22 protein-coding genes are annotated in these 21,329 nt (G+C 56.4%); 6 read left to right on the top strand and 16 right to left on the bottom strand.

What is annotated here, in order from left to right:
* Positions 1 to 54: 54 nt before the first annotated feature.
* The 13 genes from ABUK12_RS15745 to envC all read right to left on the bottom strand — a co-directional run bounded on the left by ABUK12_RS15745 (position 55) and on the right by envC (position 14,436).
* Positions 55 to 1,185, bottom strand: coding sequence for a glycosyltransferase family 4 protein (locus ABUK12_RS15745; RefSeq protein WP_410016662.1), 1,131 nt, complete (start codon positions 1,183 to 1,185; stop codon positions 55 to 57).
* 10 nt (positions 1,186 to 1,195) lie between these two features.
* On the bottom strand, positions 1,196 to 2,281 hold the full coding sequence (rfaQ, locus tag ABUK12_RS15740; RefSeq protein WP_410012740.1) for a putative lipopolysaccharide heptosyltransferase III: 1,086 nt from the start codon (positions 2,279 to 2,281) through the stop codon (positions 1,196 to 1,198).
* Between the two features lie 56 nt (positions 2,282 to 2,337).
* Positions 2,338 to 3,342 carry a glycosyltransferase gene (locus ABUK12_RS15735; RefSeq protein WP_410012739.1) on the bottom strand — a complete coding sequence of 335 codons (1,005 nt, stop codon included), beginning with the start codon at positions 3,340 to 3,342 and terminating at the stop codon, positions 2,338 to 2,340.
* Between the two features lie 66 nt (positions 3,343 to 3,408).
* Entirely contained in the window at positions 3,409 to 4,731 is a 1,323-nt protein-coding gene (locus ABUK12_RS15730; RefSeq protein WP_410012738.1) for an O-antigen ligase family protein, read from the bottom strand.
* Positions 4,728 to 5,735 carry a glycosyltransferase family 8 protein gene (locus ABUK12_RS15725; protein WP_410012737.1) on the bottom strand — a complete coding sequence of 336 codons (1,008 nt, stop codon included), beginning with the start codon at positions 5,733 to 5,735 and terminating at the stop codon, positions 4,728 to 4,730. Before ABUK12_RS15725 ends, ABUK12_RS15730 begins: the two co-directional genes overlap by 4 nt.
* Positions 5,728 to 6,819, bottom strand: coding sequence for a glycosyltransferase family 9 protein (locus ABUK12_RS15720; protein WP_410012736.1), 1,092 nt, complete (start codon positions 6,817 to 6,819; stop codon positions 5,728 to 5,730). The genes ABUK12_RS15725 and ABUK12_RS15720 overlap by 8 nt, the downstream gene beginning before the upstream one ends.
* Positions 6,819 to 7,814, bottom strand: coding sequence for a lipopolysaccharide heptosyltransferase RfaC (gene rfaC / locus ABUK12_RS15715; protein ID WP_410012735.1), 996 nt, complete (start codon positions 7,812 to 7,814; stop codon positions 6,819 to 6,821). The genes ABUK12_RS15720 and rfaC overlap by 1 nt, the downstream gene beginning before the upstream one ends.
* On the bottom strand, positions 7,814 to 8,863 hold the full coding sequence (rfaF, locus tag ABUK12_RS15710; RefSeq protein ID WP_410012734.1) for an ADP-heptose--LPS heptosyltransferase RfaF: 1,050 nt from the start codon (positions 8,861 to 8,863) through the stop codon (positions 7,814 to 7,816). Before rfaF ends, rfaC begins: the two co-directional genes overlap by 1 nt.
* A 27-nt stretch (positions 8,864 to 8,890) precedes the next feature.
* Positions 8,891 to 9,823: an ADP-glyceromanno-heptose 6-epimerase gene (rfaD, locus tag ABUK12_RS15705; RefSeq protein WP_410012733.1), complete on the bottom strand. Its 933-nt coding sequence runs from the start codon at positions 9,821 to 9,823 to the stop codon at positions 8,891 to 8,893.
* Between the two features lie 142 nt (positions 9,824 to 9,965).
* The gene (locus ABUK12_RS15700) at positions 9,966 to 10,883 is read right to left on the bottom strand and encodes a hypothetical protein (protein ID WP_410012732.1); all 918 of its coding nucleotides are present in this window, start codon (positions 10,881 to 10,883) and stop codon (positions 9,966 to 9,968) included.
* Positions 10,884 to 10,890: 7 nt separating this feature from the next.
* Complete coding sequence (locus tag ABUK12_RS15695) at positions 10,891 to 12,108, bottom strand: glycosyltransferase (protein ID WP_410016661.1); 1,218 nt, start codon at positions 12,106 to 12,108, stop codon at positions 10,891 to 10,893.
* Between the two features lie 95 nt (positions 12,109 to 12,203).
* A complete protein-coding gene (locus tag ABUK12_RS15690; RefSeq protein ID WP_410012731.1) occupies positions 12,204 to 13,136 on the bottom strand; it encodes a divergent polysaccharide deacetylase family protein in 933 nt (310 codons plus the stop codon).
* A 1-nt stretch (position 13,137) separates the two neighbouring features.
* Positions 13,138 to 14,436, bottom strand: a complete 1,299-nt coding sequence (gene envC / locus ABUK12_RS15685) for a murein hydrolase activator EnvC (protein ID WP_410012730.1) — start codon at positions 14,434 to 14,436, stop codon at positions 13,138 to 13,140.
* 240 nt (positions 14,437 to 14,676) lie between these two features.
* Here envC and ABUK12_RS15680 point away from each other — a divergent pair, with 240 nt between their 5' ends.
* From ABUK12_RS15680 to cysE, 5 genes are read left to right on the top strand one after another with little or no spacing between them, the layout of a single operon-like run.
* Positions 14,677 to 15,108, top strand: coding sequence for a rhodanese-like domain-containing protein (locus tag ABUK12_RS15680; RefSeq protein ID WP_410012729.1), 432 nt, complete (start codon positions 14,677 to 14,679; stop codon positions 15,106 to 15,108).
* Between the two features lie 23 nt (positions 15,109 to 15,131).
* A complete protein-coding gene (grxC, locus tag ABUK12_RS15675; RefSeq protein WP_331122111.1) occupies positions 15,132 to 15,383 on the top strand; it encodes a glutaredoxin 3 in 252 nt (83 codons plus the stop codon).
* A 57-nt stretch (positions 15,384 to 15,440) separates the two neighbouring features.
* Positions 15,441 to 15,911, top strand: coding sequence for a protein-export chaperone SecB (secB, locus tag ABUK12_RS15670; protein WP_410012728.1), 471 nt, complete (start codon positions 15,441 to 15,443; stop codon positions 15,909 to 15,911).
* A gap of 2 nt (positions 15,912 to 15,913) precedes the next feature.
* Complete coding sequence (gene gpsA / locus ABUK12_RS15665) at positions 15,914 to 16,930, top strand: NAD(P)H-dependent glycerol-3-phosphate dehydrogenase (RefSeq protein ID WP_410012727.1); 1,017 nt, start codon at positions 15,914 to 15,916, stop codon at positions 16,928 to 16,930.
* A gap of 43 nt (positions 16,931 to 16,973) precedes the next feature.
* Entirely contained in the window at positions 16,974 to 17,789 is an 816-nt protein-coding gene (gene cysE, locus ABUK12_RS15660) for a serine O-acetyltransferase (protein ID WP_410012726.1), read from the top strand.
* Between the two features lie 13 nt (positions 17,790 to 17,802).
* On the opposite strand, the gene trmL is transcribed toward cysE, so the two are convergent.
* From trmL to cpxR, 3 genes are all read right to left on the bottom strand, one after another.
* Positions 17,803 to 18,270, bottom strand: coding sequence for a tRNA (uridine(34)/cytosine(34)/5-carboxymethylaminomethyluridine(34)-2'-O)-methyltransferase TrmL (gene trmL, locus ABUK12_RS15655; protein ID WP_410012725.1), 468 nt, complete (start codon positions 18,268 to 18,270; stop codon positions 17,803 to 17,805).
* Between the two features lie 75 nt (positions 18,271 to 18,345).
* Positions 18,346 to 19,755 carry an envelope stress sensor histidine kinase CpxA gene (gene cpxA, locus ABUK12_RS15650; RefSeq protein WP_410012724.1) on the bottom strand — a complete coding sequence of 470 codons (1,410 nt, stop codon included), beginning with the start codon at positions 19,753 to 19,755 and terminating at the stop codon, positions 18,346 to 18,348.
* Entirely contained in the window at positions 19,752 to 20,450 is a 699-nt protein-coding gene (cpxR, locus tag ABUK12_RS15645) for an envelope stress response regulator transcription factor CpxR (protein WP_410012723.1), read from the bottom strand. Before cpxR ends, cpxA begins: the two co-directional genes overlap by 4 nt.
* Positions 20,451 to 20,598: 148 nt before the next feature.
* Between cpxR and cpxP the strand changes: the two genes are divergently transcribed.
* Positions 20,599 to 21,090, top strand: a complete 492-nt coding sequence (cpxP, locus tag ABUK12_RS15640) for a cell-envelope stress modulator CpxP (RefSeq protein WP_410012722.1) — start codon at positions 20,599 to 20,601, stop codon at positions 21,088 to 21,090.
* Positions 21,091 to 21,329 lie beyond the last annotated feature (239 nt).

Here is a 21,329-nt window from a genome sequence, read left to right as displayed (position 1 = left end):
TAAGCGCGTCCATGCTAACAGATAAGTCGCTTTCCCACATTATATCAAGTGTTTTTATACGGATAACAATTGGGTGTATAGCCCGGTCAATTGCTGGGAAAGACGCGCGGGAGTACAGTCTTTCACCCGTTCACGGGCGGCCAGACCCATTCCGGGCTGGCGCTGGCGCGAAGGTATGGCGTTGGCGCACTCCGTCAGCGTTTTGATATCCAGCGCATCGCAGACAAATCCTTCTCTCCCGGCCTCGATAAACTCCGCGCCGCCGCAGCGCTCGCTGGTAATCACCGGCAGGCCGCAGGCCATGGCTTCCAGTATTACGTTTGGGAACGGATCGTAGAGGGTGGGTAAAATCAAACCGTCGGCCCCATGATAAAAGGGGAGTACGTCCGTTTGTACCCCGACAAAACGAATGCGCTGCAGGCAGCCTAATCCCTGGGCGAAAGCGCGATATTTATCCTGCTGCTTATCCTGGCCCACCACGATCAGGTAGCGATCGGTGGCGGCGATGGCGGCGATGGCCGCTTTCAACCCTTTGCGTTCAAATCCGGAACCGACATAGATCAGGGCGCAGGCCTGCTCCGGGATAACCATGCGCTCCCTGACGCGCCTGCGCTGTTCCGGCGCGGCGGGATAAAAGCGGGTCGAATCGATGGCGTTGTAAATCAGGGAAAATTTCTCTTCCGGCACTTGATAGCAACGGATAATGTCGTTTTTCACCATCAGGGAATTGCAAATGATCTTTTTTAACTTGGGCGCGTGAAACATCGCCTCTTCCGCCGCCAGCACATAACGGTGATAGCCGCTTAACGAGGTCAGCCACCGCTGGTGCGCCGGGATAATACGCGCCCGCTGCTCAAGCCAGACCCGGTGTACGCCGTCGCCGGCGCGGAAAACATCGCAGCCGGCGATACGCTCATGGCTTTGCACTAAATCGAAATGCTCATGTTGCCAGCAACGCCGGGCGGCCCGGGCAAAACCGCGCTCACGGGACACCCGGCCCCATTTGGCCGGGTTGCAGATATGCACATGCCAGTCGGGCCGGGGTTCGCCCGACCATTGCCGTGTCAGGATATTCAGTTCCAGCCCGGAATTATCCAGGGCATCCAGCGCCCGGGTAATAAAACGCTCCGCGCCGCCGTCGGGGCGGTACTTTTGCCGGACTATCGCCAGCCTGGTTTTTTTCATCATGCCCTGCTTACGGTGCTGTTGATAAATAATACCGCGCGGCGTCCAATACCGTCTCAACGGGAATGGCGTCGAGATAACGCTCCCGTGTCCGGGTATCTATGGCGTCGGGCCGCGGGATCTCGGCAAAATCGCCGGCCCAGATCACGGTGCTGTTATCGCTCCACGGCCGCCAGTGCTGCAGTTTGGTCGGGCCGAACAAGGCCACGCAGGGGGTATTGAGCGCCGCGGCCATATGCATCGGCGCCGAATCGACGCCGATAAACAGCCTGGCATGATCGATAAGCGCCGCCAGCTGGGTCAGCGTCAGCTCCCCCGCCAGGGAGACGACCTGGGGATTATGGCAAAGGGACTGGATATGCGCGATCATGTCGCGCTCTTTTTTATCCGGCCCGGCGGTGAGGATAATGGCTAATCCCTGGGATTGCAGGGCGTCGATTAACTGCGCCATCTTGGCGTCGTCCCAGCATTTGTAGGTCCAGCGCGACGTGGGCTGGATAACGATATATTCGCCGGTGACGGCGCGTTCGGCCAGCAGGCGCCGCCGGCTGGCCTCGTCGTCGGGCGAGTAGTGCATCGAGGCGCGGCGGTCGGTAATCGCGATATTCAGCGGCGCCAGGATACTGAGGTTTTGCTCAACGGTATGCAGCGCGCCATGGTTGTCGGTGGCGACCAGGCAGGTATGCGCCCTGCGCCAGATAAACGACTGCCGTTTTTGATAATTGAAGCCGATGCGCACCGGCGCCCCGCTTAATAACGTGATGGCGGCGCTGCGCCACTGATCGGCCAGGTTGATCACCAGGTCGAAATGGCGGGCGCGAATGCTTTTCAGCAGCGCCAGCTCCTGTTTAAGCTGATAGCGGATGCCTTGTTTTTTCCAGGAACGATCGATGGCATGGATAACCGCTATCGCCGGATGGTAGCGGAGTATGGCTTCGGTTTCTTTGTAGAGCAGCACATCGATTTCGCAATCAGGATAGTGCCCGCGCAGGGTATTGATAACCGGCGTGGTCAACAGCATATCGCCGTGATGGCGTAGTTTGATTAACAGAATTCTTTTTACCGGGGCGGATGGAACGGCATGGCGAATGGACATGTTGGCGCAGACCTATTGATATTCTGATAACTCAGACCATGGAATTACGCTAAAATTCAGCGCTCGCGCCACGCATAGATCCTGCGCAGCCACAGCAATAGCTGGTACCACTGCTTAATGCCGCGGGCATTGCGGATCATACGCTTATGGGTTCCGCTGGCAAAGATATCATTAATCATGATTTGCCTGGCCGCCGGGTCAGGTTCGCGGCGCAGGGAATGACAAACGGATAATGCTTCATGCGTCACCTGGAAGGCGAATTCGGGATACATTGTTATCTTGCCGCGATAGCGTTGGTTTATTTCTTCCAGGCGTTGCGCAATGCGGATGTAATGGCGCTGGTACTCAACGTTTTTCATGCCGGTTCTTTTTTGATTGCTGATGGACTGATCATGGATGTAATAGCGGTACAGCACCTCTTGGGTATAGCGCACCCGGCGGGCGTTAAACATCAGCTCCGTGGTCCAGGGAATATCCTGATGATGCAATCCCGGCTCAAAGCTGAGGTTGAGCTGTCTTATCAACGCCAGGCGATAGATGCCAAGCCATACCACATGCAGATAGCGTCTGGTCGCCAGGGCCTTGCGCAGCCAGGTCGGGCCGTCCAGCACCCCGGTGGATGTCAGGCGCTCCGGCGGTATTAACGTTTTAATGCGCTTCGAGCCAAGGAAAAAACGCTCGCCGTTACATTGGGCGACGTCAAGGTCATCCCCCTCGGCCATGTCCATGAGCGTCTGGTACAGCGCGGGATACAGCAGATCGTCGGCATCGGGGAAGGTGACATAAGCGCCGCGGGCAATGGCCAGGCCGGCATTGCGCGCGCGCGATACGCCGCCGTTGGGCTGGTTGATAACGGTAATATGCCCGTAGTCTTGCGCATATTTTTGGGCCAGGGTTTGCGAACCGTCGGTGGAACCGTCGTTGACGATAATGATCTCAATGTCATGCAGCGTCTGGGCGAGCAGCGAATCCATAAAAGCGGCAAACTTTTCGCCCGCGTTATACAGGGGGATAATGACGCTCAGCTTAACGGGGGCTACGGACGGCATGTTAGCAGTCATACAATAAACTTTCCGGCCAAAGTGACGCTATACCCCCGGGCCGTATCGGCCGATAGGCTTGCATGGTTAAACGGCATTGGTGGTCTTATCAGCGCTGTCTACCCGGCTTTTTACCGTTTCGGGGGCCGGGGCGACCTGGCGCAACAGCAGCAGATAACCCAAAACCATCATGATAAAGTAGGGCGATTCGCGATTATAAAATTGGCAGTCGACCTGGCTAAAGATAACCACCGGCAGCGACAGCAGTAAAAATGCCCCCGCGCCCGAAAACAGGACAAACGGGTAAACCAGCAGCGCCACAAACACCGCCAGCATCAAAAGCGCGCCAAAGATACCCTGTAATGAGAGCGTATCCAGCAGATCGTTATGCATGTGATATTGTACGTTATTCAATGCTTCCTGGTTTCCCGCTTCGTGCTGCTGAATATAGCGCGTTGCCAGCGCATTGCGGCTGTCCACCGATTGTCCGAACGGGTGCTCGCCAAAACTGTGCCAGGCGGATTTCCATAAGCTAAGGCGCGCTCCCAGCGAGGTGCTGTTTTGACCGTGCATATAGAGCTCCGCCTCTTGCTGGATACCGTCCAGGCGGTCCAACGCCGGGTGATAATAGGATTTGCCGTAGAGCAGGGCGCAGACGCCTAAAATCACAATGGCGGTGGCAAAAATGCGTTTATGGTTTTTTTTGCCGTAAAACAATTCATGCCCCAGGCAAAAGATCACGAATATCCCATAAAACACCAAGGCCGAACGGGTCTCGGTGGCCAACAATGTCACCAGGGTCAGGCCGATGGCCAGCAGGCAGAGCGGACGGTAGAGATGCGGCGCAAATCGGCGCAGGCAGTAGACGGCGATCATTGAAAACAGCACCAGCATATAGGCGCCCGAGGTGGCTGCATCGGCGTTGATTTTTATCCGCACGCCGGTCTTCAGGTATTGCAGCGTATCGGTAATAGCGATGAGCGCCAGCAGCGCAAACATCAGGTAGCCGGCGAGGTTGGCGGCGCGGAAGCTGAAATGCCAGGTTGTCCTGTTGCGTTCGATGCAGTAAAGCACAAAAGCCCCCAGAACCATACGCTTACCGCTAATTTGATAATGGTAGGCAACCAAGGGGAAATCGGGACTGCTGGTTAACGACAGCCACACTAATTTGCTCAGGCCCAACAGGAAAAACAAGGTCGGAAAAACGTAAAAATGAATTTTTTTATCGACTTTGAAAACCAGGATGAGGAAATGTATGACGCTGATATAGGTCAGGATGTAAAACGCATTGCGGCTCACCGGTCCTGAAAACAAAAAAAAAGCGATGGAAATACTGATGAGAAAAAAGTAGGTCAGCGAAAGAACGTGATCAACATTGCGCCAGCGATAAGCATTATTCAAAGCAATCATTTAGCGGTTCCAGCATGGAAATATTTATTTTTTATGTATCTTATCAGCCACATCAGGCTATCAGAATAACGCTTTTGAAACCAAAGCACATAAGCGTAGCGCTTCATTTCCTTATGTTTGACCGGGATATCCAAGGGTTCGGATTGCCAGGGCGTACGCAGATAATACGTACTGTAGAGATCGGCCAACGGCCCCGAGCCCCATAAATGCCAGGGTTTACATTTGCCGGTGTAGTGGATCAGCACGGTATCGGCGGGGAGTTTGGGCCGATGATTGACCTTATTGGCAATAATATCATAGATGTAGTTATATTTTTTAGGCAATAGCAGGACTTCTTTTTCCAACACCAGGTTAAGCGCATCCTGGTCGGGAAAACGGAAATAATCGCCCTTTTCGTTCAGTACCTTCAGCAAGCGCGCGGTGGTGTTACGCTCCAGCCATAGCGGGACATTGATATACAGAAACCCCGAATTAAAATAATTTCCCGAGGCCAGGCTCAGCTCCGGGCAAAGCGTAGCGCGCGCGCGTTTATTATCGTTGACCGCGCAGAGGGTGTAATTATCAAAAGAGAGATCAATCAAGGGCTTGATGCTACCAATGCACAACGTATCCGCGTCCAGATAGATCACCCGCGACACCCTGTCCTTAAGTATTAACGGAATAAAAATACGGTAGTAAATCGTTTTGGCATACCGGCCGATACAGGGCATGTCATCAAAACAGCCGCTATGGTATTTGTATAATGTCATGGCAAGCGCGCGCCCCGCCACCAGGGTAAGCAGCTTCTTTTTGACGTCATCGGCCAAGCCGTTGCTGAAAATATGGATATGAAAATAGCTATCCGGATTATTTTCCAGCAAAGAAAACAACGTTACACCCATACCGCGCGCATACTGGTTATCAACGCCAAACGCAATATGACAGACAGGTTGGGAGGCGGCCGGCAACGTATCAATGAGCATCTCTTGATGCTCAATCATGTTTGTCACGACTTTGCTATCCATTGATCACTTCCTTATGACTAAGTCTAGCAACAAAGGCGAAAATATCGTCGCGATTAGCCGGCGTTAGCGCAAATAATCTGAGCGGCGATTGTTCAAAGCGGTAAGGCGCGGAAAATACAAACGATGATGGCGCAATATCCGCCGGCGCGATGATAAGCACCTGGCCCAAAGGCCGCTGTTCGGCCATACAGCATGGGCCCGCCAGGCAGATTACCGGTACCCGCTGCGCGTCGGCGATATACACGTTGCCCGAATCCGATGCTATGTAGCAATCCATGCGCGCTATGGCGCAGGGAATTTCCTCAAGCCGCAACTGTCCGACCAGGCTAACCACATTGCCGGCGTCGCCGTTAACCTGGTAAAACTCGTCCAGGTAGCGCTGTTCATCCTGTGGCCCGAAAACATAAAAAACACAGGGCAGGGGCGCAAGGGTGGCCAGGATTTGCCCCCAGACGGCGGCGGGAATGGTTTTGGCTTTATTGCCGGCGGAGATGCTGATGCCGATTTTTATTTTCCCCGGCGCGTCAGGTATCGGCAATGCCCGCGGCGGTTGCCAGAGCGGAAACGTGGCATGTTTGGGCTGGCTGCGCCAGGTCAGAGAGCGGTCGGCAAGCTTCAGGTAGTTCTCAAGCGTCAGCGTGTCGCGGCGGTGTTCAACGCAGCCTGAGGCCGTCAGATAAAAAATGCCGTGGTACCATTTGCGCGTGTAGACGGTAAGAAACTGTTTATTGGGCGCATTGCAGACGGCGGCGTAAAACAGGTTGGTGCTATTGGGTTGCAGCAGGTAGACATTGCTATAGCGGTTAAGCAGCTTCAGCGCCAAACGCATTTTTTTTAACAAGCCGGATTTGTATTCTTCAATAAAAAAGTAGTCCGCCAGCGTGCTGTCGCGGGAGGCGAGCGGCGCCACCGTCCGGCTAAGCAGCGCGTCCGATCGGCCAAGCTGCTGCAGCAGCGGCGTGATATTGACAAAATCGCCAATCTTGGCGGTTTGGATAATTAAATTTCTACCAGTGTGCTTTTGGAATGGCTTTAGCGCTAACTTTATTGGTAGCAATAAAATAAACAGAAACACATAGCTCATTAGTTAATTCGTCCGCTTGCCTCACGCGATAACAGGGCAGCCAACTCGGCGTAAACACGCGTTGCCGGGAGATTCTCCAGCCGGTTATCCTCTGACTGCAATGCATGCTGATTATTGCCGTAACCACCAATAAGCCCGGGATCGGTGGGACCGTATAGCGTAATATTCGGCCGATCGAGCGCGGCGGCAAGATGGCTTAAGCCGGTGTCAACCGAGACCACCGCCGTCGCGCCGGCCAGCACGTCGGCCACTCCCGCCAGATTAAGCCTGGGAAGCACCACAACTGAAGGGAAATTGTCCGAAAGACGCAGGGCGCGTTCATATTCCGACGCGGTGCCCCAGGGCAGCCTGATGTCAAAACCGCTGGGCGATAACAATTCTATCAGCTCGCGCCAATGCGTTTCCGGCCAATGTTTTTCTTTCCGGGTGGTGGCATGCAAAAAAACCAGATAAGGCGCGACAGGATCATGCCGGGCGGCGGCGCCGGTAAAATGTCCGGCAATGGCATAATCCCCGGGTCCCGCCGGCACGTCATAACCGAGGCTGACGGCAAACAGCTGGCGAATGCGCTCAACGGCGTGCTGCTGGCGATCGATGTGATGGCGATGATTATAAAACCAGCTCGCAAAAGGTTCACGCGCGCTTTTGCCATCCAGTCCATGTTTTTCCCCCCGGGCAACCCGGGTCACCAGCGCGGCGCTTTTTATCAATCCCTGCGCATCGATCACCCGATCGTAGCGTTTTAGCTGCAGCTGGCGCTTAAAGTCGCAGCGTTCCTGGCGGGTTGCCGCGCCAAACCAGTTTTTGCGCCAACGCCTGATTGCCACCGGTATCACCCGGTCGACCGCCGGGTGCCATGAGGGGATCTGCGCAAAACCTTCTTCCACCACCCAATCAAAACGAATGCCCGGCAACGCATGCATGGCGTCGGTCAGGGCGGGCAGCGTATGCAGCACGTCGCCCATGGAGGAGGTTTTGACAATCAGCACCTGCATCAGCGCCCCTCATCCGCAGCGAGCAGTGTGTCCAGCTCTGCCGCCACCCGCTCGGGCTGGATATCCATCAGGCTCTGATGATAGCCTTGTGCGTCGCTCCCTTTACGGATGCGCTGATAACCGCTGATTAAACGGATCACTTTGGCATGCCGGGCCAGCGGCGGGGTAAAATCGGGACTGCTGGGGCCGTAAAGCGCCACCAGGGGTCTCTCCAGCGCGGCGGCGATATGCATCAAGCCGGAATCGTTGCTGACCACCGCCCGACAACCGGCCAGCAGGGCCACCGCCTGTTCAAGGGATGTTTGCCCCGCCAGATTGCGGCAGTGTTCGCCCGCGGACGCCTCCAGCATGCCGGTTATCTCGTCGGCGGTGGCGCGATCTTTCGCCGAGCCGAACAGCAGGACCTGATAGCCGCGGGCGATAAGCGTGCCTGCCAGCGCGGCGTAATGATAATGGGGCCAGCGCTTGGCCGGCCCGAATTCCGCGCCGGGACAAAAACCGATGGCCGGCCGTTCCGTGGTGAGGGAAAAGGCGGCGCGGGCAGCCAGGATTTCATCCCGCCGGACCTCAAGGCGCGGCCAGAGCAATGGCTGCGGTAAATCCTCCGCGCTGCGGATATCCGCTTTATCATATGCCAGCGCCACATAGCGCTGCACCATGAGGGGAAACGCGGTTTTATCCAGCACGCGCAGATCGTTTAACAGGCCGTAGCGCATTTCACCGCGCCAGCCGGTGCGCCTGGCGATGCCGGCAAAAAAAGGCACCAGGGCGGATTTGAAGGAGTTGGGCAGTACGATGGCCTGCTGATAATGCTGCTTTTTCAGTCTGAGGCCAAGCCGCCGCCGCTGCGCCAACGCCAACGCGCCATGGCCAAGCGGCATCGACAGCGCCTGCTTCACCTCCGGCATACGGTTTAGCAACGGACGGCACCAATCGGGCGCCATCACCTCTATTTCCGCGCCGGGATGAAGGCTCAGCAGGGTACGGTACAGGCTTTGCGACATCATCATATCGCCAACCCACGACGGCCCGATAACCAGTATTTTCATACCGCTGATATCATCCTTGCCTGTGCATTAATGGTTGCGATTTAACCATGCTAAATATTCGCCCACGCCTTCGGCCACGGTTTTGAACGACTTAGTGTAGCCCGCGGCCCGCAGCTGGGTCAGATCGGCCTGGGTGTAAGCCTGGTAACGCCCCCTGAGTTTCTCGGGGAAATCGATATACTCAATCTGGCCTTTTTTATGGAAATCCAGCACCGCGTCCGCTACCGCCTGGAAGGACTCCGCCCGTCCGGTGCCGCAGTTGAAAATACCGGAAACCCCTTTTTGCCAAAACCATAAATTCACCTCGGCCACATCGCCGACGTAGATGAAATCACGTTTAAAGCCTTCGCTGCCGGAAAATAATTTGGGGTTTTCACCGGCATTGATCTGGTTATTCAAATGGAACGCGACGCTGGCCATGCTGCCTTTATGACCTTCATGCGGACCATACACGTTAAAGTAGCGAAAACCGCAAATCTGGGACTCGGCTTCCGGCAATATAGCGCGAACATACTGATCGAACAGGAATTTTGAGTAGCCGTACACATTCAGCGGCTGCTCGTACTGCCGTTGTTCGATAAAATGTTCCGTCCTGCCGCCGTAGGTGGCGGCGGAGGAGGCGTACAGAAAGGGAATCGAACGCTCAAGGCAATAATGCAGCAGCTCCTTGGAGTATTGATAGTTGTTATCCATCATATACTTGCCGTCCCATTCGGTGGTGGAGGAACAGGCGCCCTCATGGAATACGGCTTCGATATCGCCAAAATCATCGCCGGCCATGATGCTGGCGATAAAATCTTCCTTATCCATATAATCGGTGATATTCGCCTCTACCAGATTAATGAATTTTGTGCCGTCCTTGAGGTTATCCACCACCAGGATATCGCTGTGCCCGAGGTTGTTCAGCGACTTAACAATATTACTGCCGATAAATCCGGCCCCACCTGTGACGACTATCATGGGATACCCTTGTTGAGCTTACGCGGAGCTGGCACTGTGTCTGCTCCTTTATGTCCACTATGATACCATTTCCTCTGTGACCTTAGTATCCGTGCGGTAAAATGCCGCCGGGTTATCGCCATGCCATGAGGAATGCATGCAGTCATAATGATTGCTTTTCATTATCAGTGAGATAGCGCACTTTTCGGGTATAATCCTGTGATTTGAACAGCAGTTCGCCATCGGGGGACGCCAGATATTTTTGCCACTCCGCCAGCGGAAAACCCCCATGCGCCCCCACTACCTGCGCTGGAATCACCGAGGGCGTGCCGCCGATTTTTTTCGACACCGGCCAATTCATCCAGTCGCCCAGGTTGATGGTGCGGATATCAAGCGTATCGAGCATGGCGGCCAGAGGCAATTGGTCGGTCGGCGGCTGATCATCGCCCAACTGCGTCCAGGTATCGATGAAAAAAGCCGTCCATATGGGACACATCCGCCGCCAGGTGCTGGCCGTAGCCGCAAGAAAAGCGCCGTTAACATGATCCAGCAGGCCCGGCCGCACGGCATCGCGATAATATGCCGGGATGCGTTCCGGCGCGGCGCGGCTGAGTTTAGCCGTCATTTTCCCCTGCCGGAAACTGGAGTAAATATGATCGTCCACCAGGCGGATAACGGGCATCCGCAGCAGGTTCAAATCGGAATCGATCATCAATATACCCTCGGTGCGGGCCTGCAGAGGCGCCTGCAGCTTGACCAGGCGGCTGAGATAGATTTGTTTATAGCGATAATCGCCGTCACGGGTTTCCAGCGCCAGGGTAACTATCCTGACCTTTTCGGGCAGCGGCGGAAATTTATGCGCCGGCTGGTCGGTGACAATCACGATTTCACGCACCTCCTGCGCATAACGCTGCGCAAAGGTGGCGCTCAGCATCGCTTCCTCAATATAATCCTCGCCCACCGAGGGGATCACGACGGACGTTACCGGCACCCAAGGCAGGGAAGCGTCTCTTTTTTCGTCATAAGCGATATTATGACGACGGACGATATGGCGATATTTGGCGTTAAGAAATTCGAACATATCTACCTCAAAGCGTTTTTATGCTGCCGAGCACGGCTTCGACACCCAGGACATATTTATCAATGGTGAAGTGGGTCTTTACCATATGGTTGGCCTGCTGGGCCAGCGTGCGGCGGTATTGGGCGTCCAGGTAAACCGTTTTCAACTGTTTGAACAGGGCCTGGGTATCGCCGTAGGGGAATAGCAGTCCGGTTTCCTGATGTTTAATCAATTCCATGGTGCCGGTGACATCGGAACCGATGACCACCGTATTCAGCAGCATGGCTTCAAGGATCACGCGCGGCAGTCCTTCGCTGCGCGACGCCAGGATGAAGGTATCAAAGGCGGCCAGGTATTCCATGGCGTTGCTTTTGAAACCGGTAAAAATCACCTTATCCAGCAGACGAAAGCCGGCGGCCATCCGGACCAATCGCTGATGCTCGGGACCCGCGCCGACGATCACCATTTTCCAGCGTGCCTCGGGGTAGGCCTGGTTGAATAAATGCAGGGCCTGCAGGGTATGGTGATGGGCCTTGCGCGGGATAAGCGAGCCTATACTGCCGAAGATAAAGGTGTGATCGTCGGCGCCAAGGGTGTGGCGCAGCGGGAGTCCGTCCGGCAGGGGCTGATCGATGTCGATACCGTTAAACACCGTATAACAGATCTCCGGCTGCACGCCGCTTTGGATCAGCTTGTCCTGCACCCCGGAGGATACCGAGATAATGGCATGGCACAGGGTATTGACCATTCTGACTATCTGGCGGCTCATCACGGGTTCGATACGGCAATGTTGCACCACGGTGGTCGATAAGCCCATGGTGGCGTAGTACCCCTCGACATTGGAGCTGGGCTGGTTGTTCATATATAAAATATCATATTGGCCCATTTCCAGTAATGAACTGATTTTATTGATATTGGGATCAATTCGCCAGATTTTGTCGATGGCGTAAATCGCGGCGAGACGAACCTTTTTATTGAAGAAAAGCAGAGTGCGCAGGATTTCCTTGCCCCATTTGGCCCAGGCAGGTTGCCGGGTCTGGGGAATGAAGAACACTTGAATCCCCAGCGCGGCCAGGACCTCGCTGACCGTTTCGTTATTATCGCGGGCATAATTATTGTAAAAACAGCAGCTGATGTCGAATTTTTCGCGGTCGATGCGTTTAAGCAATTCCAGCATGCTGTTGGTGCCGCCGCCCCATTCCTTGCCGCTGTCCAAGAGAAGAATTTTCATCCGGCTTTGTGGCATCGTCATGCATTCCCAATATTTGAATGATTATCATTTAAGGTACATTAACGCGGGCACCGCCCCGTCACTATTCCGTTATTTATTGCCGGGATCCGCTATTTTTCCGGGCGCAGCGGCGCCGGGAGCGGTTTGCCATGCTCCCCGAGCATAACCCGCCGCGTCTCATCCAGGCTAGAGAATATGGCCTTGAACATGGCGTCGGCGTACACCGGCGGCGGCGCCTGTTTCACGGTACATTGCGGGATGCCGTGGAACGGATTGCGCGGCCTGACGGGCTTCGGTTCCGGCGCGGGGGCCGGGGCGTAACGTTCATTCAATAACATGCTCGGGCGCACCAGCACAATATCCGCGGGCAGCGTGGGCAACATTTGCGCCAAGACCCTGACGGTATTGGGGTGGGGGTGACCGATGGCGATGGCTGAACCGTTACGCCGGGCCAGGGCCACGGCGCGGTTGAACTGCTGGCGAATGTCCGCTTCGTTGCTGGTATCGTCCAAAAAAACGTTGCGCCTGATGACGCTGATGCCGGTGCCCGCCGCCGCCTGGCGCGACTGGCTGTTGCCGATGGTCATGCTATCGAGAAAATAAAAGGGGTATTGTTTCAGCACCTGCATGACATTCTGCATGCCGCCAAGGCTTGAGGTCATGGCGCTGCCCATATGGTTGTTGACCCCCACGGCGAAGGGCACCTTGCCGACCGCGTCGCGCACGATGCGCGTTATTTCATCGCGGCTCATCTCGGGGCGCAGGGTATCGCGTTCCAGGGGTTGCTTGCTCAGGGGCGCCATCGGCAGGTGGATCAGCACTTCGCGCCCCTGCTGATGCGCCCTGGTGGCCATTTCCCGCGCGTAGGGCGCATTCGGCAGCACCGCAATCGAAACCGCCGTCGGCATGGCGAGTACCTGATACTCGTTATGCGGCTGATAGCCGAAGTCATCAATGACGATGGCCAGTTTGCCGGCGTCCACACCGGTGGAGGCGGCGAGCAGCGTGCAGACTAAAATGCGATGAAGGTTTTTCCTTAGCAAACTATCTTCCTAACCAGGGTAACGGATTCACCGCCTGGCCCTGGCGACGAATTTCAAAATAAAGCGCAGGAGTGCCCTGGCCGCCGCTGCTGCCCACCAGCGCAATAGGCTGGCCGGATCGGACCTGGGCGCCCACGCTGACCAGCGCGCTCTGGTTATAACCGTAAAGGCTCATATCGCCTTTGCCATGTTCAACCACCACCACCAGCCCATATCCCTGCAGCCAGTCGGCCATCAGGACGCGTCCGTCGGCGATGGCCCTGACTTCGCTGCCTTCGGCCGCGGCGATGACCATGCCCTTCCAGCGTAGTTCACCCTGCAGGGATTCACCAAACCGATGCAGCGTACGTCCCCGGACCGGCCACAGATCCTGGCCCGCCGGCTGGCCCAGGCCGCCGGTGCGGGATACCAGGGCGCGTTCGCTGGGCGAAGGTTTATACGTATCGCCTTTGCGTTTGGCCTGTTCCTGACGTTCGCGCACCTGCTGCGCCTCCCGCGCTTCACGCTCGGCCCGCGCCCGCGCTTCCCGCTCCGCCCGGGCGATATTATCCCGCAGTCGCGATTCGTTCTGGCGCAGTTCGTTCAGTGTTTGCTGATCCTGCGCGATAGACGAGTCGAGACCGGAGAGGGTTTTACGCCTGGCCGCGCGGGCTTTTTCCAGCGCATCTTGCTGCGCGTGCTGCTGTTGCAACAGGGCGGTTTGCTGCTGCTGCTTTTGCTGCAGGTCTTTTTTCTGGTCCGCCAGCGCCTGCCGGGTCGCGCCCAGGTCGCGGATGGATTTTTCCCGCGCTTCATTCAGGTAGCTGTAATAAGCGAAGATACGCTCGTTACGCTGGCTCTGCTCACCGCTCAGAATCAGCTGCATGCCCGCATTGCGGCCTTGGCGGAACGCGGCGTCAAGCTGTTGTGCCAGCAGTTTTTGCTGCTCGGCCAAACGCGCTTCCAATTGTTTGATGGACTGGTTCAGCCGGGCGATAGCCTTGTCCAGCGCCGCAAGCGTGGTCTGCGTTTCGTGCAGGATGCGGCTGGATTGGGAAACGGCGATTTCCTGCTGTTTCAACTGTCCGAGCAGTTTGCCGCGCTGCTGCTGTTGCAAATGCACGTTTTTTTCTTTTTCGGCAATGCTTTGCTGCAGGGTTTTGAGCTGTTCCTTGTTATCCTCGGCATGGCTGCTGGCAGGCAATAACATAACGCCAGCGAAGATAATGCTGGCGTACATGGTAAGTTTTCGCGCGGAAGGACGGCGCTGCGGGCCGTTTTCCCTGTGACTCAATCTGTTCAACGATGCCTTTCCCCTCATTGTCTGGATTATTCCACGTTGACCAGCCGCTTACCAGTCATCTCTTGCGGCAATACCGCGGCGGCGGCGCGCGCGGACCGGAGGAAACGGTTGATAAACCGCCCGGTTTTTAGCGACATGACGCGCATTGCAGGTAGTTTCTTCTTTCCGGTCATGTATATTGGCTGAATTTGCCGTAATGCGAGGGTATACTCGAAGGCTTTAAAGCGTGGCCACAACTAACGGGAGCTTTTACACCCCATGCAAGAAATTACGCAGTTTGTCAGCGATCACCCTATGCTATGTTTGGCGTGGGTCGCTTTATTGATCGCCGTCATCGTAACAACGTTCAAAAATCGTTTTTCCAAGGTTAATGAAATTTCCCGCGGCGAAGCCATCCGCTTGATCAACAAGGAAGACGCAGTGATCGTTGATCTGCGTACCCGGGATGATTACCGTAAAGGGCATATCGCCAACGCGCTTAACCTGACGTCGGCCGAGATAAAAAGCGGCAGCCTGGGCGAGCTTGACAAGGCCAAGACCAAACCGGTTATTGTCGTTTGCGCCACCGGCAGCACGTCTCGCGAACCGGCCGAAAACCTGAATAAAGCAGGCTTTGATCGGGTTTATGTTCTGAAAGAAGGCATATCCGGCTGGAGCGGAGAAAATTTACCGCTGGTCCGGGGTAAATAAATTATCACCTGAGAGGGGGAACCATGGCCAATATAGAAATCTACACTAAATCAACGTGTCCATATTGCCATCGCGCCAAGGCTTTACTCACCCGCAAGAACGCCGTGTTCCAGGAAATACCCATTGACGGGGACGCGGATAAACGGGAAGAAATGATTAAACGCAGCGGGCGCACCACGGTTCCACAAATTTTCATCGACGGACAGCACGTGGGTGGCTGTGATGATTTACACGCGCTTGATGCGCGCGGCGGCCTGGATCCCCTGCTGAAATAGACGGGGCCGGCTGACGTGCGCGGGCGCATGCAGCAAATTAACCATAGGGTTTTTTTAATGTCAGAACAAAATAGTACCGAGATGGCGTTTCAGATCCAGCGTATCTACACCAAAGACGTCTCGTTTGAAGCGCCGAACGCGCCGAAGGTTTTCCAGCTGGAATGGCAGCCGGAAATCAAACTGGATCTGGATACCGCTTCCAGCCAGCTGGCGGAAGGCATCTATGAAGTGGTGCTGCGGGTTACCGTCACTGCCTCGCTGGGCGAGGAAACCGCGTTTTTATGTGAAGTCCAGCAGGCGGGGATTTTCACCATCTCCGGCATCGACGGCACGCAAATGGCCCATTGCCTGGGCGCGTACTGCCCGAATATCCTGTTCCCGTATGCCCGTGAATGCATCACCAGCCAGGTTTCGCGCGGCACGTTCCCGCAGTTGAACCTGGCGCCGGTAAACTTTGACGCCTTGTTCATGAACTACCTGCAACAGCAGTCGGAAAGCGAAGGAAGCCAACCGGCGCAGGAAGCCTGATAATGCACGCTAACGCCTCAATGATTGTTATCGGTGCCGGTTCCTACGGTACGGCCCTGGCTATTACCCTGGCACGCAACGGTCATGAGGTGGTGCTGTGGGGGCACGATCCGCAACATATCCAGGCGCTGCAGGCGGCGCGGTGCAACCAGGCGTTCTTGCCCGATGTGCCTTTCCCGCCCTCGCTGCGCCTGGAGAGCGATTTATCGCTGGCGCTCGCCGCCGGCCGCGATGTGTTGATCGTAGTCCCCAGCCACGTGTTCGGCAGCGTCCTGACGCAGCTTAAGCCGCACCTGCGGCCGGATGCGCGGGTGGTCTGGGCGACCAAGGGCCTGGAGACGGAAACCGGACGGTTGCTGGCGGATGTCGCGCGCGACGTGCTGGGCGACGCTATTCCCCTGGCGGTCATCTCCGGACCGACCTTTGCCAAGGAACTGGCGGCGGGCCTGCCCACCGCTATCGCCCTGGCCGCCACCGACGCCGTTTTTTCGGCGGATTTACAGAATTTACTCCACTGCGGCAAAAGTTTCCGGGTCTATGGCAACCCTGATTTTATCGGCGTCCAGCTCGGCGGCGCGGTTAAAAATGTCATTGCCATCGGCGCCGGCATGTCCGACGGCATCGGTTTCGGCGCCAACGCCCGTACCGCCCTGATTACCCGCGGACTGGCTGAAATGACCCGCCTCGGCACGGCGCTGGGCGCCGATCCGAGCACGTTCATGGGCATGGCCGGTTTGGGCGACCTGGTATTGACCTGTACCGACAATCAATCCCGTAACCGGCGTTTCGGCATGCTCCTGGGCCAGGGCATCGATGTGCAGTCCGCGCAGGATACCATCGGCCAGGTGGTGGAAGGTTACCGTAACACCAAGGAAGTACTGGCGCTGGCCGGGCGCGCAGGGGTGGAAATGCCGATCACCGAGCAAATCTACCAGGTGCTCTACCGGGATAAAAATGCCCGGGAAGCCGCCCTGACCTTGCTGGGCCGGGCGCAGAAAGATGAGAAAACCGGCGGCTGACGCCGGTATGTCAGAAGATAGCCATCCGCGGAAGGTAGTGAGTATGTCCACTGAAGAATTGGAATTAGTCTGGAATAACATTAAAGCTGAAGCACGTTTGCTGGCGGATTGTGAACCCATGCTGGCCAGTTTTTTTCATGCGACCCTGCTCAAACATGAAAACCTCGGCAGCGCGCTCAGCTATATGCTGGCCAATAAGCTCGCCAACCCGATTATGCCGGCCATCGCCATCCGGGAAATCGTCGAAGAGGCCTACAGCGCCGATCTGCAGATGATTATTTCGGCCGCGCGCGATATCCACGCGGTGCGCCTGCGCGATCCGGCGGTGGATAAATTTTCCACCCCGCTGCTGTATCTCAAGGGGTTCCACGCCCTGCAGGCCTATCGCATCGGCCACTGGTTGTGGCGCCAGGATCGCAAGGCGATGGCGATCTATTTCCAAAACCAGATTTCGGTTTCCTTCGGCGTCGATATCCATCCGGCCGCCAATATCGGCTGCGGCATTATGCTCGATCATGCCACCGGTATCGTTATCGGTGAAACGGCCGTTGTGGAAAACGATGTCTCCATCCTCCAGTCGGTCACGCTCGGCGGGACCGGAAAAACCAGCGGCGATCGCCACCCCAAGATCCGCGAAGGCGTAATGATTGGCGCCGGCGCAACTATACTTGGCAATATCGAGGTCGGGCGGGGCGCCAAAATCGGCGCGGGTTCCGTGGTGCTGCAATCGGTGCCGCCCCATACCACCGCCGCCGGCGTGCCCGCAAGGATTGTCGGCCGGCCGGATAGCGATAAGCCCTCCATGGATATGGACCAGTTCTTCGGCGGCCATGGTTTTGAATATGGCGACGGCATTTGACCGGCGTTAACGGCTACGGGCGCGCGCTTTCATACCCTAATTGGCGCCAGGCTTCATAAACCACCACTGCGACGGCATTGGACAGATTCATGCTGCGGCTGCCGGGTTGCATTGGAATGCGGATTTTATGATCCCCGGGCAGGGTATCGAGAATGGCGGGCGGTAAGCCGCGCGTTTCCGGACCGAACAGCAAATAATCTCCCGGCTGATAGCTCACCGCGCTGTGGGCGGGACTGCCCTTGGTGGTCAGGGCAAACAACCGCCGCGGCGCCTGCGCGGCCAGGAAGGCGCCATAATCATGGTGACGCCTGATATCGGCGAACTCATGGTAATCCAGCCCGGCGCGGCGCAGGCGCTTATCATCCCAGGTAAACCCCAACGGCTCGATCAGATGCAGCTGAAACCCGGTATTAGCGCACAGGCGTATGATATTGCCGGTATTTGGCGGGATTTCCGGCTCGAATAAAACGATGTGTAGCATGGTGCCCCCTTGACGAGGGCGAAGGATAGCAAATAAAACGCCGCCATGCCGCAATTGCCCACTTCCGGCCGCGTCTTATTTGCTCTCGGCTTTGTTCTCCGTGCCCGCCGCCGGGCGCCGGTGATGCAACGGTAGCCACATGACCAGCCGCAGCCCGCCAAGCGGGCTGTCTTGCGCTTTAACCCAGCCGTGATGCTGCTCCACCGCTTTTTCGACAATGGCCAGGCCCAGTCCCGAGCCGCCGGATGCGCGATCGCGCGCTTCATCGGTGCGATAGAACGGGCGAAAAATCTGTTCGCGATCTTCAGCGCTGACACCCGGCCCGTCGTCATCGACGATAATGGTGACCCCCTGCTGATCGGCGGTAAACGTCACCGAAATTTGCTGATTCGAGTAACGCAGGGCGTTGCGCACCACATTTTCCAGCGCGCTGTCGAGCGCGGCGGGATTGCAGACCAGCATCCAATTGCCGGGAGGCGAGGCGATGCGCAGGGTTTTGCCCATCTGTTCGGCTTCGAATTTGGCATCGTCCAGCACATCGTTCCACAAATCGCCGGCCGTGACGTATTCGCGGGTCAATTCGTTCTTATGCTGATTGCGCGACAGCACCAGCAAATCATTAATCATCGAGTCCAGACGCTGCGCCTCGGTCTCGATACGGGCCAGTTCATGGCCCTCGCCATGTTTACGCCGCATCAGGGCGGTGGCCAGCTGTAAACGCGTCAGGGGGGTGCGCAGTTCGTGGGAAATATCGGACAGCAGGCGTTGCTGGGCATTAACCATTCTTTCCAGGGCGCTGACCATCTGGTTGAAGCTTACGCCGGTGGCCAGAAATTCTTGTGGACCGGCTTCCAGCTCGGGATGCTGGCGCAAATTGCCCCGGGCCACCTCATCGGCGGCATGCTTGAGTTTACGCGCCGGTTTTGCCAGGCTCCAGGCCAGCCAGAGCAGCAGCGGGATGCTGATAAGCATGGTGACAATCAACAGCAGCAGCGGCCGGTCGAACATCAGGCTGATGAAGTCCGACTGTGAATTGCCGGCGGGGCGGATTTGATACAGCTGATAGTTATCCTCGCCGTCCCGCACCGGGAACGGCCCCACCAATTCCACGCGGCCATATTTTTTCTTTTGCGGATGATCGGAGTTGTCGGACTGGCCGATAAAATTACGGATAACCTGCATTTCATTACGCTGGGCGCCGATGACCCGCCCTTCGCTGGTGACCAGAATCAGCCGCTGCCCGGGAGGCGCCCATTTATCGATGGAGCGGAACAGCCGCCGCCACCACATCAGGTCGTTGGCAGGATCTCCCGCCAGCTCCGCTTCCACATGCTGTTGCAGCATAATACCCTGGCGCTGTTCGCTGTCGAGCAGCGGCGTCAACTGACGGGAATCCAGCTTGGGCACCATCAGCACCAGCATCAGCACCAACGCCAGGGTCAGCCAGAAAATGGCGAAGATCCTGGCGGTTAAACTGTTTATCATGCGGCGGATACCATCAGGTAGCCTCGTCCCCGCAGGGTTTTAAACCACGGATGCCCGTCCCTGCGTTCCGGCAGTTTACGCCGCAGGTTGGAGATATGCATATCGATCGCCCGGTCGAACGGCGTCAGGCGTTTGCCCAGCACCTCCTGGCTCAGGTGTTCGCGGGAGACCACTTGGCCAAGATGCTGGGCCAGCAGGTAAAGCAGCGTAAACTCGGTACCGGTCAGCTCCAGCGCAACGCCGTCGAAGGTGGCTTCCTGACGCCCCGGATTCAGGCGCAGAAAATCCACCTCCAGCGCGGGCGTGCCGGCATCGCCGACCTGCTGCTGCTCGGTCCAGTGCGAACGGCGTAAAATGGCCCGGATACGCGCCACCAGCTCGCGATCGTTGAACGGTTTGGGCAGATAGTCATCCGCGCCCAGCTCAAGCCCCAGCACCCGATCCAGTTCGCTGCCGCGCGCGGTCAGCATAATCACCGGCGTTTGATGCTGCTGGCGCAGCTCCTTAAGCGTATCGATACCGTTTTTGCGCGGCATCATCACATCAAGCAATAGCAAATCCACCGAGCTGTCCAGCATGTTCAGCGCCTGCTCGCCGTCATAGGCGACCAGGACTTCAAAGCCTTCCATCTCGAGCAATTCTTTTAATAATGCTGTTAATTCGCGATCGTCATCAACCAAAAGGATTTTATTCATTTTTATTCACCTCATGATGCAAAATACGTCAACAATCACTACCAATCCATGACTTTACGTAGCTTTACATCCCCTGACGCATGTTTGCAGCGGCCTCAGTAGAATGACTTCATGGTTAAGCAACAAAGAAAGAGTCAAGGGGTTAAGGATGCACAAGCTTAACGTATTGGTCATCGCCGCCGCCCTGGTAACAGGAAGCACCCTGGCCGGCGAGCAGACCGCTACGGAAAGTTGGCATCACGATGATATCGCCAGTCGGCTAAGCGATAGCCATTACAGCATGTTTGACGGCGTCAGGCTCACCGAACAACAGCGGCAACAAATGCGTGATTTAATGAGTCAGGCCCTGCTTGCCACTCCTCGCTTTAATATTAGCGAAATGGAACGGCTGCATACATTGGTGACGGCGGAAAATTTTGACGAACCGGCAGTGCGGGCCCAAACGGAAAAAATGGCGCAGCAGCAGGTGATCCGTCAGGTTGAAATGGCCAAAGTACGCAACCAAATGTACAACCTGCTGACCCCGGAGCAAAGACAAATTTTGAATCAAAAACATCAGCAGCGTATCGCCGAGATCCAGCTGCAGATGGCGGAAATGACCCAAACTTCGTCCCAGAAGCCAGCGTTGAGTAACGAGTAGCAACGCCCAGTGTAGTGATGTGAGATGTGAAAAGTTGTGATGAGTACCGTAACGCGTAAGTAAGTAAATAGTGCATTCCCATTTTTCCTTGCCATAGACACCATCCCTGTCTTCCCCACCGAAAGGTGGGGTTTTTTTTGCCTGAAGATCCTGGATGCGACCCGCTCGGAAAAACCGGGCGTCGGCCATATGGCATCGGAGGCCTACAGCGAGACGGTAACATCTGTTATCAACTGCAA

Origin of the sequence: Sodalis sp. C49 (genome assembly GCF_046352915.1) — a bacterium.
In the GTDB taxonomy this organism is placed as follows: domain Bacteria; phylum Pseudomonadota; class Gammaproteobacteria; order Enterobacterales; family Enterobacteriaceae; genus Acerihabitans.
This window is presented reverse-complemented; position numbering and strand designations above follow the sequence as displayed.